Source organism: Pedobacter frigoris (assembly GCF_005116445.1).
In the GTDB taxonomy this organism is placed as follows: Bacteria; Bacteroidota; Bacteroidia; order Sphingobacteriales; family Sphingobacteriaceae; genus Pedobacter; species Pedobacter frigoris.
Window position 1 is genome coordinate 155,367 of record NZ_SWBQ01000007.1, and the last position, 14,810, is coordinate 170,176.

A 14,810-nucleotide genomic window follows, 5' to 3' on the forward strand; every position below is an offset into this window, starting at 1 on the left:
CGCCTTAAAAAGGCACCCTTAAAATAAGTATTATTTATTGAATTATTTCTTATCCCACCATACACGTCCGAAAATATCACTTGGACTGGTACCCCAGTCTGGATCTTTTTTCATTTCGTCAAATGCATTGATGATATTTTGATAGTTAAGGTTAGTTACACCTGGAAACTGAAGAGATGCTCTTCTTGGAATGGTCTGTTCTGTACCCTGAGCTATCAACTTCTCAAGAGGAAGCACACTAGTAGTATTTGGATAACCAGTCCTTTTGTACAATGCCCAGGCTTCGCTCGGCTGTTTAAAGAAGTGTAGATAAGCTTGACAAGCAATCTGATCTATTCCTTTAGCGGGGGTGTAAACTACAGCTGGTTTAGCAAGATATGCAATGATTTCAGCATCTGTTGCCGCTACGTAGTTGCTATTATTCGATCTGTCGACAATTTTAGCTCTGTTCGCCATATCATCATACATCTTTATTGATGCAGTTATGCCCTTATCGTACCATTCCTTAGCATTCTCTGTAGTAATAGCCCTTGCCGCCAGTTCTGCTCTCATAAAGCAAAAGTCTGCATAAGTTACAAGAGGGAAAAAGTTCACGCCTGTTCCACCATTCTCACCGGCAGAAAATAAGCGTGGTTGCAGGTTAGACAACGTGTCTAAAACCAATGATCCTCCAGTGGCTGGTGTGATCGTTACGCTGTTGAAAAACTTAGCAAAATCTGGAGCGGCTGATGCATCCGGACTTGTCGCTACACCATAGTAACGCTTTGTATCAAACACAGCAGTGGCAGGAATTTTTCCCTGAGCTTTAGCTGCATCGAAGTTTGCTTGAGAGAATAGATTTTGCTGATAAAAAAATCTGATCCGTGGATCCGAATTGGTATACATAAAATCTACTACTGGTCTTGGTGCCCTTAAATTCAAAGCAGACCAATCTCCTCCAGAAGCAAATGTGGCATTAGCTTCAAAAACCCAACTATCAGCATTTTCAATCATCAGATTAGCGGGTGTTGAAAGAATCTCCTGAATTCTGGTTGTCATCTTAGTTGGATTTCTTTTCATCAGACGCATTGCCATCCTCATTCTAATGGCATTTGCAGTTTTAACCCACTTTGAGACTACTCCACCGAAAAACATATCAGACGCTCCATAAAGCGTTTGCGGCACCGCCGGTGTACCAGACAGTTGAGATATTGATGTCTTCAGTTCTGTATCCAACAAATCAAACAATTGCTCTTGCGTATCATATTTCGGAGTAAATGTTCCTCCGTATTTGCCTTGCAAAGCTTCAGAATAAGCAATGCTTCCATTGATATCAGAAACATAAAACGCATAATAAGCTTTCACAATTTTGGCTATTGCAACTTGATTAACACGCTTTGCTTTTTCCTCTTCAGACATTTGAGAAATCATCTGCTCTATATCTACAAGAGCTGCACCAATGCCTGGATAAAACATACCGTAACGAACATTTCTTAAATTTCCAGATTCGCTTACAAAGCCAACGCCATTACCCGCCAGTGGAGTAGACATTTGCATCCATGGCATTATTCCTCTCAAATTGTCATAATACCATTCGGAACGGTTATCCGTTACTCTGATCGATACGTTATAAAATTGCTGTTCTGGTGTAATCTTATCCAGTATTTCTGGATTAGTATTTAGCTCAACAAAGGTTTCCTTCTTGCAGGAAGTTATTGAGATGCATGTCAGGACTGCTAAGCCCATCAATACTTTATATGTTGTTTTCATGTTGTTTTGTTAAAATCATTAAAATTGATACTACAAACTTCCTTTGATAGATAACGCAAAAGTGCGTGTATACGGTGCACCACCATATTCTGCAAAAGCTCCTGGGCTATTAGAGAATAATGACTCCGGGTTAATGTGATCTGGCAAGCTATTGTAAATGTAGGTCAAATTCCTAGCTACTACACCTATGCTTAATTTGTTGAACTTAATTTTCTCAGCATATTTTTTTGGTAGTGTATAACCAACGGAAACTTCTCTCAGCGCCACCCAGTTATTTTCAAAAGTTGAATATTCTCTGATGCCTGTCGCCCACTGCGTCAAACGTGCGTAATGCACACGAGCACTTACAGGCTGAATCAGACCTTGAGCTACCGCATCAGCAAAAGTCTTTCCACTGACATTTACGTTATTGATTACAGTACCGGCAGCAAAAATACCTTCAGGAATGATACCGTCGTTAAAAGTACCAGTCACTACTCCATTGGTGATAACTTTTCTTTCAACACCGCCATACTCAGTCGAACGGCCAAACAAAGTACTTTCAAATGCGCCATAGTTTGATCCGTATTGGTGAGAAGCAGACGTCATCAAGCCTCCAACTTTTGCATCTATTTGAAAACCTAAATTAAAATCTTTGTATCTCAAGTTATTGATCGTACTAGTAGTGAATTTCTCCATCATCGTACCTAGTTTTTTATTGCCCTGCCCTGCATCACCATTTCTCCAGTAACTTCCATTAGCCTTAAGCAATTTCTGACCATTAAGTGGGTCGTCGATGTTATTCCCGTTTGCATCCTTAGCCTGGTATGTAGCATAACCGTAACCTGTATAAATCGTTCCATACTCTTCTCCCTCAATCGCAACCGATCTCATGTCCTCTCCAAAAGCTCTGGATAGTGTAATTGCTGTTACACCTGGTGCCAATTTTATTACTTTATTTGTGTTTCTTGCAAAATTCACACTGGAGTTCCATTCAAAATTTGTCGATTTAACAGGAGTAGCATTGATCAGTATTTCGACACCCTGATTTTGTATGTTACCTGCATTAATCAATTGAAGTTGCACACCACTTTCACCAGGCACCTCAAGAGCTAATATTTGATTAAAAGTGTTCTTTTTATAATAAGTTGCATCAATACCTACCCTGTCATTCAGGAATCTCAATTCTGTACCTATTTCGAACTCTTTCGTTAACTCATTTTTCAGATTATCATTTCCTTTGATGTATTCACTATATCCATAACGTGGAATCTGAGCTCCTTTTGAATCCGTATAAATACCCAGGAAGGAATATTTACCTCTACTGGTTTCATATGGGTTTGTACCCAAACCTGTGTGTCCGTAACTAGCCCTCAATTTACCATATGACAAGAAGCCAAACGATGATTTCTCTTTCAATAAATCTGAGAACACAAAGGATAGACCCACAGAAGGATATAAGTATGAATAATCGCCATGTCCATCAGGATATGTTAACGTTGAAGATCGATCGTTACGCAGACTTGCGTTTAAGGTTAGATAATTCTTGTAACTGATATCCCCATAAGCATAAATAGCATCGGTTCTAATACTTCCATCAAGAGAAAGATCAGTAATGGCAGCATTAACAGAATTACCCATGTAGAATTTTCCAGGATCTTTCAGCCCACCGTTAGTTCGCGTCCTTGTACTTCTTCTACCAAAATCAGTGACAGTCTCACCACCTACACTAAAATTAAAATCGAAATTATCATTGATTTTTCTGCTTGCATTTAATAGAAATTGCAAACGTGTACTTCTCTGATCCGTTTGACCCAAGGCGTATTCACCTCCAGAAAAACCTACACCTGATCCAATATTCCTGGTTTCCGAGTTAACATTGATCTGATTTAGCGTTCCACGAACCATCGCATTCAACCAAGGTGTAACATTCGCAGTAACTTCCACATTTCCACGGAAGTTATTTTCGCGTTGTCTGTTATCTTGATTGTAAAGATTAAACCAAAAACTAGACAAAGCATATGGATCGGCACCGCCTTGTTTCGCGCCACCGTTTACGTCGTCTCTGTAATTATTCTTCCAATACTGAGTATCATAATTCCTTGGATTTCCATAAACAAAAGCAAACAAAGGGCTGGAATTATTACCTTGTTGCATTGGGTTTTTCACTTTTCCAACTGTATAATTTACACCTGCCTCTACATTAATCAGCTTACCCAATTTATGTGATCCTCTAAAATCAATCGCATCACGGTCAAAGCTGTTGTTTGGCAAAATTCCCTTATCGGCAAATTTGGTATATGACAACCTAAAGTTCCCATTATCATTTGCACCTTGGAAAGCAAGATTTGAAGTACTGTAAATACCTGTATCAAAGATATCTAATAGATTATTAGGTTTAGCATCCCAGGTAATCATCCTTCCATCAATATCTTTCACCTGGCTACCATCGAATTTTGGTCCGAAGCCCCAAAAATAGTTAGCTGCGTCTACTTGCGATACACCATTTGCATCTTTTGTAAAAGTAGGATTGATACCCGCACCAAATACGTTCTGTACGTCAAATACACGGTATGCTTCCTCAATAGTTTGAGTATGCGAGAATGATATTCCTAATCCTTGGTTTGCTCTTCCTTTTTTTGATGTGATTAATAAAACACCATTCTGAGCTTTTGATCCATATAATGAACTAGCGGCCGCACCCTTCAATACAGTTACGCTCTCATAATCGTCAGCATTCAGGTTTTTCATAATATTACCAAAATCTTGTGGACCGTTACCATATGAGTCAGCTCCGGTTACCCCAGGCTGAATCAACACCCCGTCAATAACTACCAATGGCTGAGTATTTGCTCCCAATGATGAGTTACCACGAATCCTGATCCTTGATGACGACTGAGGTCCGCCAGCTCCCTGATTAATTACAACACCGGCAACTTTACCGTTAATAGCGTTAAGAATATTCGGCTCGTTAGCCCTTACCAAATCATCACCTTTAACTTCCTGGATAGAGTAACTTAACTTTCTCGTCTGCTGTCTCACACCGAAACCGGTAGTCACAACCACTTCATTCAGCATCTTATCATCCTCTTTCAAAATAACGCTTAACGTTGTTTTGTCACCAATAGCAATTTCCTGGGCAACAAAGCCAATTAGTGAAATTTTAAGTACACTTTGCGAACTTAGTGATAGTGTAAATTGACCTGCAGCATTAGTAGCAGTTCCATTTTTGGTACCTACCTCCAGCACAGAAACTCCTGGCAAAGGCTGTCCTCTTTCATCCTTTACACTCCCTGTAAAAGACTTCTGTGCATAGGACCATGTGGCAGATAACATCAACACCATCATCCAGATACACTTCAAGTAAAATTGTTTCATTTTGATTAATTTTTAGGTTAGTAATTATTAATAGTTGTTAGTAGTTTCTATGTACTCAAAAATGGATACTAAGCAAATTCGCAGTTCTCAACTACGAGAATTGATGCACCAAGCAGTTCCGAAGATGTATTAAGAGTAGAAACTGCTATCGTAGTTTGCTCTGCTAATCTTGGAATACAAAATTCATTAATCGCATGCTGTACAGGTGCCATCAGTATTTTTCCGGCGATAGAACCTCTACCTCCTAAAACAATCAGCTCCGGATTCATGATATGGATTAAGGTAGCCAAACCCTTACCAATTAAAAATGCAGCTTCAGACAATATTGAAACCGCTAAAGGATCCCCGGCCTGGGCTGCTTCTAAAAAATGATCACCTGGTAATTTACTTACATCCTTAAATGATTGTGCTAACTTAGAACTTACTCCAGCAGCAATTTCATTTTTCGCGCGCTCAACCAATACCAGTAAAGAGGTATCTACTTCCAGACATCCTCGTTTTCCACAAGAGCACAGTTTGTTGCTGTCGGACAATGGAATGTGACTAAACTCACCAGCGTAACCACTGTGGCCTCTGAAGATACTACCATTAATGATCATACCCAACCCGGTTCCCCACCCGATATTCACAACAAGCACATCCTTCAAACCCTCGCCAGCACCGAATTTCAACTCCGCTAGAGCAATAAGGCTTGAATCATTATCTATATATACATGAAAACCTAACTCTTTAGATAGGTACCCTCGTAATGTCGCACTTCCTTTCAACTTGAAAAAAGTATAATTAATCCCCTGCTTTGCGTTGACAAAACCCGGCATTCCAATTCCAATTCCCAAAATCTCTTCCGCAGCAATGCCTGAACCCGAGATGTAGTTTTTCAAGAAACTAATGAGTTTTGTTAAGTCTGCTGAATCTTCTGTCAATGGGAATTCAAGAATTTCAGGTTGCTTGATTGTATTCATCATCAGGTCGTAAATAACAACCTGAGTGGTCAATTGATCCATTGCCACAGATACAATAAATCGCCTTTTTTCTGAATTCAGTAAAAAAGTAGATGCCCTTCTTCCTCCGGTAGAGGGCGCTAAACCTGACTCAATTACATACCCGTCCTCAACGAGATCGTTAACAGCACTTGTCACCAGAGGAAGGCTCTTGTGGGTACGCGTACTAAGGTCAGTCAAGGTAAGCATCTTGTTGAAATACAATTGCTTAATGACTTCTTTCCTTAACTGATGATATTTTTTATGACTAGCTGACACCCCCTAATAGTTATTTGGTATAAACTTAAATTTTTTTTACCACAAAACACAGTACTTTTTAAAAAAATTTTAAAGTGTAGACTCCTTTACAGAAAAACATGCCCCTATATATATTGATTAGACATAAAAAAACTGGGTATATTTTCATATACCCAGTTCTAAAAAACAAGTAAATAAGACTATTTAATTCCTCTCAGCAACCTGTTCCATCTAATCTTATTAAAGAATGTTCCGTTTGTATTATAACTCATCCAGATAAACAATGCCTTTCCAACAATATGGTCTTCAGGAACAAATCCCCAATACCTGGAGTCGAGTGATCTGTGTCTGTTATCTCCCATCATCCAGTAATAATCCATTTTAAATGTATAACTAGTTGCCGGCTTACCATTGATCAGCCATCCATTACCAGACTTTGCAACCGTATTACCTTCATAAATCCGAATACTTCTTTCATACAGGGGCATTGTTGCGCTATCTAATGCTACTGTCCATCCTTTTTTAGGAACAACAAAGGGGCCAAAATTATCTACATTCCAATTTCTGTTAGGATCAAAAGGAAAAACGTCCGCCTCTCTTTCCCCATCAGGTTTCACTGTTAGTGTTACAGATTGAACAAAGTCGAGCTTCTTAACCTCGTTCATCATATCTTCCGTAGCATTGAATTGATAACCATTTCCTGACTGGATGATATCATCACTCTGGATATTAAAGCCCATATCTTCAAATATGGAGAAGTTTATATCCATTGTTTTAAACACAACATCATATGTCATTTGCCCCGTATTCTTCAATTTTTCCTGTTTTCCGTTTACCGAAACAAGACCACCTTTCATACTGATGACATCCCCAGCGATCCCGATACATCTTTTGATGTAATTCTCTCTTTTATCTACAGGTCTGCTTACGATGGTATAATCGCTATTTACAGATTTCCATCCTCTATTCCTCACCATTTGATAGTAATCAGCATCCTGCTGCTCTAAAGCAACAGTATCTCCCTGAGGGTAATTAAATACGACTACATCATTTCTCTTAATGTCAGAGGTCCCCGGCAGTCTGCGATATTTCCATTGTACTCCATCCCAATATGCTTTTGTACCTGTTAAAGGCATCGTATGATGTGCAAATGGAAATGCGACAGGTGTCATGGGGATACGGGCACCATAATTTACTTTACTTACAAAGAGAAAATCACCGATCAACAATGAGCGCTCCATTGAAGCTGTTGGTATAGTATATGCTTCTATAAAAAATACCCTGATAATTGTTGCTGCAATAACCGCAAAAAGAATAGCATCTACCCATTCTCTTGTTTTAGTCTTTTTTTTCTTTGGCTCGGCATCCTTATTTTTTTGCCAGAATTTCCAACTCATATTTTTCGTTTATATATATACTGTCTTTCAATTTGATGAAGCCATCAGATTTGCTCATCCCACTGGGTGATCTGAAAATCAGGATGGTCTCAGTTATTTAAAATCAAACATATCGGTTACATTGTAAAAACCCTGCTTTCTCTCCAGCCATTCTGCAGCTACTATCGCGCCGAGCGCAAAACCAGATCTATTGTGCGCAGTGTGCTTCAACTCAATCTCATCTACCTCCGAGCTATAAACCACTGTATGTGTTCCTGGTATATTCTCGATTCTATGAGACTCAATCAGCAGCTGTTCTTTCTTTACGACATCTTCAAACGGTGTTCCTACCAATTCATTTACCCATTCCGACTTTCTATCCAGGTTATCAATGATACCTTCTGCTAATGTCATAGCGGTACCACTTGGCGAATCCAGTTTCTGAGTATGATGTATCTCTTCTACCTGAACCTCATAAGCCGGGAAATTATTCATTAACTTGGCCATTACCTTATTGATCTGAAAAAACAAATTAACCCCAATACTAAAGTTAGACCCGTAAAGCAATGAATTGTTACGGGATAAACACTCATTCTTCACTTCCTGCAACTGGCCATACCAGCCTGTAGTTCCAACAACAACGGGTAAATTTGCTTCAAAACATGCGTAAATATTGTCAATTGCAGCATCTGGTGAACTAAAGTCAATTGCCACATCTGCATTACGAAGGTTTGATGTAGTTAAATCTTCACGATTGTCTATGCTAATTTTCAGGACTACTTCATGTCCCCTTTCCAAAGCAAACCTTTCGATGATTTGCCCCATTTTACCATAACCGAGTAATGCTATCTTCATTAGTATCTATTATTTTTTAATTGTAATGAATATATATTAATATCCATTGTTTGTTTAAAATGACAAGCTAAGTTTGATTCCTGGCGTAACCTGATTAAACCCATATATGTCATTTGTATTTATTAATCCGGGAGAAAACTTAATGCCGGCGATATCGCCAACATCAAAATACTTTAACCTGGCATCAATATACGCTTCAACAACATTCAACAAGTACAATCCAACAAAAGAAAAAGTAACCACTTCCCTGTTCCTTCGTGCATTATCTTTTGCCAGGATCATTCCATCTGTTGGAACGCGTGCATAATCAACATTTTGTGTTTTCCCGGGATTGTCCTTGCGGTATTGAAGTTCTTTCAGAAAAACCTTATACATTTTGTTATTGTCGATATACGATAGTGTCAAAAAAGTCGCTCCTGTATATATACCCGCAACCTTAGCCAGACGATATACAGTCACACCATTTCTAATCTGGCCTAGCCCAGGCAACATCATCGAACTGATTGCAGCCCTTCTGCCAGCTATTTTTCCCTGGTTTACATACTTCGTCTTTCCTGTATCAACTGCTATTTTAACCTGTTTACCTGCATTAAGAACCATCGGTTTGGCCTTTTCTGTAGTATCTTTCAGGTTATTGAGGCTGTCCTTCTTTTCTTTCACAGGAACTTGTGCTACTGCAGTAAATACAGTAAATAAAAATAGTACCGATACAAGGACAGCTCTATACATTACCAGTCTAATAGCTCTAAGATACGGCTTAAGTCGTCTTCAGATACGAAAGGAATCTCAATGGCTCCTTTTCCGTTTTCACCGACTTTCAATTTTACTTTGGTAGCAAATTTGGAAGCCAGGTCTTTCTGCAGTTTTTGGTATTCGAAAGAAGCTGCGGCGATTCGTTTCGCAGGTTTAGGCTTAACCTGAACACTATTGATACTCCTTACCAGCTCTTCTACCTTACGAACAGAAAGTCCTTTTTCAATAATTTCGTCATGAATATAAAGTTGCTTATCTGCCTGATCAACATTGATCAAGGCACGGGCATGACCCATAGATATCTTCTGATCTCTTATAGAGATTTGGATAATCGGGGGAAGCTTCAGCAGCCTCAGGTAATTAGTAACTGTTGTCCGGTTCTTACCTACCCGCTCACCAAGTTGTTCCTGCTTAAGATTGCATTCATCCATCATCTGCTGAAAGCTCAATGCAATTTCAATTGCATTCAGATTTTCACGCTGAATGTTTTCTATTAAGGCCATCTCCAGCATCTGCTGATCATTGGCCGTACGGATATATGCAGGTATCTCTGTAAGACCGGCAAGTTTAGATGCCCTCAGCCTTCGCTCTCCTGATATCAGTTGAAACTTGCCACCGTTAGGCTGGGCTCTTACGGTAATGGGCTGAATTAGTCCCTGTACTTTTATGGACTCAGCAAGTTCATTCAAAGCTACCTGATCAAATTCAGTCCGCGGCTGATAAGGATTGGTTTCAATATCATTAATATTGATATGGCCTATATTATTTTTCGTATTACCTTCCTGTCTGGTTTCGCTTACAGGGTTTACTCCGTTTTTCGGTGGGTTAGCAGCCTCAGCGTCATCCAAAAGCGCACTTAATCCTCTACCTAAACCTGTTTTTCGCTGAAAAGATGTCATTAAGAATAATTTATATAATTGCTGTAGTTTCTGTCGCCTCTTCTTTCACCATGCCGTTTTTACGGACAATCTCACGCGCCAGATTCAGATAATTAATTGCTCCTTTACAATTTGCATCATGCATAATTACAGATACACCGTAGCTTGGAGCTTCACTCAAACGTGTATTCCGCTGAATAATGGTATCAAAAACCAATTCCTGGAAATGAGTTTTTACTTCTTCCACAACCTGATTAGACAAACGCAAACGCACATCATACATAGTAAGCAAAATACCTTCTATTTCAAGTTCCGGATTCAACCTGTTCTGTACAATTTTTATCGTGTTCAGCAATTTACCCAAGCCTTCCAATGCAAAATATTCACACTGAACAGGTATAATGACAGAGTCAGCGGCAGTCAGGGCATTGATCGTGATCAAACCAAGTGACGGAGAACAATCAACAATGATAAAATCATACTGATCTTTCACCTTCTCCAGCACAGCCTTCATCTTATATTCTCTGTTGTTCAGGTTGATCATTTCAATCTCAGCACCAACAAGATCAATATGCGCCGGAAGCAAATCAAGGTTAGGTGTCTCCGTCTTTTGAATCGCATCTACAGCATCAATATCATTGATGATGCACTCATAAATACTGTTCTTTATACTTCTGGGATCAAAACCGATACCTGAAGTTGAATTGGCCTGAGGATCAGCATCGACTAATAACGTTCTATATTCTAATACGGCTAAACTTGCGGCTAAGTTGATGGATGATGTAGTTTTACCTACGCCACCTTTCTGATTTGCCAATGCGATAATTTTACTCATTTATCTTATTAATATTTACAATTAATCTCTTAAGGCTTGTTTTTACTCGACGTAAATCTATAAAAAAATGCTATTTTTGTATGGATTTAGGCATATTTTAACGAATAGCTAAGATACAAACTAAATGGCAAAGTTAGTATTAAAGCCATAAGTGTTTTACACATCTTATTAACAATTTACAAATGATCACCATCATATCAGGCACCAACAGACCTGCAAGTAATACGCTGAAAGTTGCCAAATATTATCAGAAAATTTTAAAATTAAAAGGCCTGGAAACCAATATCTTCAGCCTCGAGGAGTTACCTTCCTCCCTAATTGCAACAGATCTTTACGGAAAAAGATCTTCTCTTTTTGAGCCGATACAGCAAATGATTGCTGAGACCTCCAAATTCCTTTTTATCATCCCTGAATATAACGGCAGTTTTCCAGGTGTGCTCAAAACATTTATTGATGCCTGCAATTTCCCTGAAAGCTTCTACGACAAGAAAGCCGCTCTTGTTGGTATTTCATCAGGAAAGTATGGAAACATCAGAGGCATTGATCATTTCGGAGGGGTGTGCAGCTATCTGCATCTAAACGTTTTGCCTTTGAGAATCCACATTTCTTCAATAAAACTGGAACTGGATGAAAATGGCGACCTGCATAAAGAAGATACATTGAAATTTACCCACCAGCAAATGGATAAGTTTATTGCGTTTTAAAACTCATCCAGGTTTTCCCTTCATTTCCGAACACAAAAAAGCCTGGATAAAGCATCTCCGCAACGTCTTCTAAAGCATCTACTGCAGTTACAGCATCGACTATCACAGGCCGGTCATCGTATAAATAAACCCTATTGTAAGCTACAGAAGGCCATTCATTCTGCAATAATGAAGGTACAGAGCCCATAAGTTGCAACATGTTCGTATCTCTTTCATGATAAATCAAAACCCTGGCCAACATCACATCCTTTTCCAAAACACCTCCCGCAGCAGTGATGATATCTTCCAGTTCGTTTTGGTACGCATTGTTTGCTGACAGGCACACAACAGGAACCTTATCCATGAACTTAATTTTATGCTGAATAATATCTACCCGCTCCTGCAATTCTTCGCGAACTAACAAATCTTCAACTCTGCTTATCACTGCATCAAAAAAAGTCATACCTGTTTATTTACTATTTCGGCAAAATTAGTATTCCTGAATTGATGGCAGCAAATTATAATGAATTATTTTAAAAGTTAGTTACCCTGCAAGCCTCCCATTCCTCCTCCTTGCTGCTGACTTTCATCCTTCTTAAGGTCATCATTTTTAATTGACTTTTTCTGTGTAAACTTCAGCTTACCAAAATTATAGCTAAAATTTACTCCAAATGACCGCAGCGGATAGTGGATGTTTGTACTCTGCATAGAAGTAGCGGTTTTATTTGTTGTTTTAATATTCAAGTCCCTGCTGAAGGGATTCAACACATTCAAACCAATTGTAGCTTTCTTTTTCAGGATCTCTTTTTTCACCGCTCCACCGTAAAAATACATCATGTCTGTTTTACCCTGAAAAGTCCGCTTTGGCGAATTAATCACTCCCCATAATTCAGTGCTCCATCCGCCTGATATTGAATAAGCAGATCGCGCAAATGCAGTATAATTCAAAAATGTTCCTGTATTCAAATCACTTTCGGCATTGTTCACTTCATAAGTGTTTAGCCCGAAGTTTGCCATCAGCGTCCACTTCGGTTTCGGATTATATGACCCAAAAACATTAAATCCATAGGACTGGCTCGTCCCTACATTTATGTAAGTAGTGAGATTTTTACCTACGCCCTGATCATCCACAAAAGGCTGGATCGCACTTTCAATCACATCTCCGGTATTCCTGTAAAATACCGAAGCATTGATCACCGATCCTTTGATATAAGTCGAATAACCAAGCTCTATGTTATCTGTAAGTTCCGGAGATAATTTAGGATTTCCTTCCATTGGGTTAAATACGTCACTTTCATTTCTGAACGGGTTCAGATAAAATAAACTTGGACGCTGTATCCTGCGGTTATAACTTAGCTTAACCGTGGTCATGCCTTTTAGCGTTTGCGATAAAATCAAGCTTGGGAACAAGTTGAAATAATCGTTATCAAAATTCAACGCGTTACCAGCTAGTCCATCAATTTTAGTATACTCAGCCCTTACTCCTGCCTTAGCGGTAATCTTTTTTGTCAGTTTGAAACCCAATACCCCATAAGCAGATGCAACATTTTGGTTGTAGTCAAAATCTTGCGCACTCACATCATAGTCACTTGAAATCTCTCTGAATATCCCCTTCACCCCTGTTTCCAATGTTGTTGTTTTATTAAACGGGTAGGTATAATCACTTTGAACCGTATATTCATTGTTCTTGCCCGTATTGCTTCCCAGAACGATCACATCTGCAATACCGGGACTTAAAAATTTATTGGAAAAATCACTCCCGTTTCTTCCTGTAGAAAGCTGTGCAGATGCACTAAACTCCTCCCCCTCGCGTTTACTGGTTTTTCTATAATCAGCACTCCAATCCAGGTTATTAAAACTCATATCCATATCCCTGATGTTTTGCGAAAAAACACCATTCACATATACATCAGAACTCCCTGGTCCACCATTAGAAAAATTATTGACTTTAACATTGGTGCTAAAGTTATTATAACCATTTAAGTCATAATCCAACCCGGCGCTACCATTATATCCTAGCCTCGACCACTTAGAAAAACCATTTTGGGAAATCGTATTTGAGGCTCCATTTACCACCGAATTATTTAAAGTGACCACACTGGAATTTTGCGGATAGGCATGGTTTATACCTAAGCTGGTAGTAACTGCCAAACGCCCGGTTTTAACATTCAGATTAAAAGCCCCGTTATTCGAACGCGTTCCGGCCGAAGCATTGACACTCCCGCTTGTTCCCTCTGCTGTATTTTTTTTAGTGATGATATTGATAATACCACCTGAACCTTCCGCATCATATTTCGCTGATGGACTCGTAATTACTTCTACACTTTTGATCTGTTCTGCCGGAATCATTTTTAAAGCATCGGCAACACTATTGGCCATAGTACCCGAAGGCTTGCCATTAATCAATACCCTAACTGAACTTCCCCTAAGTTGTACATTGCCATTAATATCAACCGAAAGCATCGGCACCTTCCGCATCACATCTGAGGCATCACCTCCCGCATTCGTAATATCTGCCTCTGCATTATATACCAGTTTATCCACCTTATTTTCAATTAAAGCTCTTTGTCCGGAAATCTCCACCTCTTTCAGGCTCCCAGTACTTGAGGTCAAATAAATTGTTCCCAGATTTTGATCGGGCTTTTCAGGTGTCGTTTTTACTGTAAGTGTTTTTGTTTTATATCCTAAAAAACCAACCACAAAGTTATATTCATCAGGTATTACATTCTGCAATGTTACCTTACCCTTACCATCACTCACACCTCCATTTACAGATTTCTTTGCTTTAGTAAGGGATATACTCGCATAATCAATTGGTTGTTTCGTAGCTGAATCCAGAATTAACGCGGTAATACGTCCTGTTATTTTAGATTTAGCTGGCGCCAGTCCACCTATTGGAAACTGCGCCTTAGTGTTCAAGATCAACCCAAGACCTGCCAGCAATAGTATTATTCGTTTCATAAAATTTATTTACAACAATTAGTCGAAGCAAAGCTAAGTTTGTTACAGCTCCTGCCCTATACTATTTTGATCATACACCAACTGAAGCCGGCAGAATGCATTTTTTTATCGGTCAAATTTCATTA

General features: G+C 39.1%; 11 protein-coding genes. 1 reads left to right on the top strand and 10 read right to left on the bottom strand.

The window, feature by feature from the left end:
- Nucleotides 1–42: 42 nt before the first annotated feature.
- The 8 genes from FA047_RS19390 to FA047_RS19425 all read right to left on the bottom strand — a co-directional run bounded on the left by FA047_RS19390 (nucleotide 43) and on the right by FA047_RS19425 (nucleotide 11,041).
- Entirely contained in the window at nucleotides 43–1,749 is a 1,707-nt protein-coding gene (locus FA047_RS19390; protein ID WP_136837751.1) for a SusD/RagB family nutrient-binding outer membrane lipoprotein, read from the bottom strand.
- 30 nt (nucleotides 1,750–1,779) lie between these two features.
- Nucleotides 1,780–5,106 carry a SusC/RagA family TonB-linked outer membrane protein gene (locus FA047_RS19395; protein ID WP_205943358.1) on the bottom strand — a complete coding sequence of 1,109 codons (3,327 nt, stop codon included), beginning with the start codon at nucleotides 5,104–5,106 and terminating at the stop codon, nucleotides 1,780–1,782.
- A gap of 68 nt (nucleotides 5,107–5,174) precedes the next feature.
- The gene (locus tag FA047_RS19400; protein WP_136837792.1) at nucleotides 5,175–6,296 is read right to left on the bottom strand and encodes an ROK family protein; all 1,122 of its coding nucleotides are present in this window, start codon (nucleotides 6,294–6,296) and stop codon (nucleotides 5,175–5,177) included.
- Nucleotides 6,297–6,544: 248 nt separating this feature from the next.
- Nucleotides 6,545–7,741, bottom strand: a complete 1,197-nt coding sequence (gene lepB, locus FA047_RS19405) for a signal peptidase I (RefSeq protein ID WP_136837752.1) — start codon at nucleotides 7,739–7,741, stop codon at nucleotides 6,545–6,547.
- Nucleotides 7,742–7,834: 93 nt separating this feature from the next.
- A complete protein-coding gene (gene dapB, locus FA047_RS19410; protein ID WP_136837753.1) occupies nucleotides 7,835–8,575 on the bottom strand; it encodes a 4-hydroxy-tetrahydrodipicolinate reductase in 741 nt (246 codons plus the stop codon).
- A 54-nt stretch (nucleotides 8,576–8,629) separates the two neighbouring features.
- Entirely contained in the window at nucleotides 8,630–9,304 is a 675-nt protein-coding gene (locus FA047_RS19415) for a DUF5683 domain-containing protein (protein WP_136837754.1), read from the bottom strand.
- The gene (locus tag FA047_RS19420) at nucleotides 9,304–10,227 is read right to left on the bottom strand and encodes a ParB/RepB/Spo0J family partition protein (protein WP_136837755.1); all 924 of its coding nucleotides are present in this window, start codon (nucleotides 10,225–10,227) and stop codon (nucleotides 9,304–9,306) included. Before FA047_RS19420 ends, FA047_RS19415 begins: the two co-directional genes overlap by 1 nt.
- A 10-nt stretch (nucleotides 10,228–10,237) precedes the next feature.
- The gene (locus tag FA047_RS19425; protein WP_136837756.1) at nucleotides 10,238–11,041 is read right to left on the bottom strand and encodes a ParA family protein; all 804 of its coding nucleotides are present in this window, start codon (nucleotides 11,039–11,041) and stop codon (nucleotides 10,238–10,240) included.
- Nucleotides 11,042–11,223: 182 nt separating this feature from the next.
- Between FA047_RS19425 and FA047_RS19430 the strand changes: the two genes are divergently transcribed.
- Nucleotides 11,224–11,745: an NADPH-dependent FMN reductase gene (locus tag FA047_RS19430; protein WP_136837757.1), complete on the top strand. Its 522-nt coding sequence runs from the start codon at nucleotides 11,224–11,226 to the stop codon at nucleotides 11,743–11,745.
- Here the strand turns inward: FA047_RS19430 and FA047_RS19435 are convergent.
- Together FA047_RS19435 and FA047_RS19440 are read right to left on the bottom strand one after the other, a co-directional pair.
- Nucleotides 11,732–12,187 (bottom strand): hypothetical protein, encoded by a 456-nt coding sequence (locus FA047_RS19435; RefSeq protein ID WP_136837758.1) that lies wholly within the window; start codon nucleotides 12,185–12,187, stop codon nucleotides 11,732–11,734. The two genes, FA047_RS19430 and FA047_RS19435, sit on opposite strands and share 14 nt — an antisense overlap.
- A 77-nt stretch (nucleotides 12,188–12,264) precedes the next feature.
- The gene (locus FA047_RS19440; RefSeq protein WP_136837759.1) at nucleotides 12,265–14,685 is read right to left on the bottom strand and encodes an outer membrane beta-barrel family protein; all 2,421 of its coding nucleotides are present in this window, start codon (nucleotides 14,683–14,685) and stop codon (nucleotides 12,265–12,267) included.
- Nucleotides 14,686–14,810 lie beyond the last annotated feature (125 nt).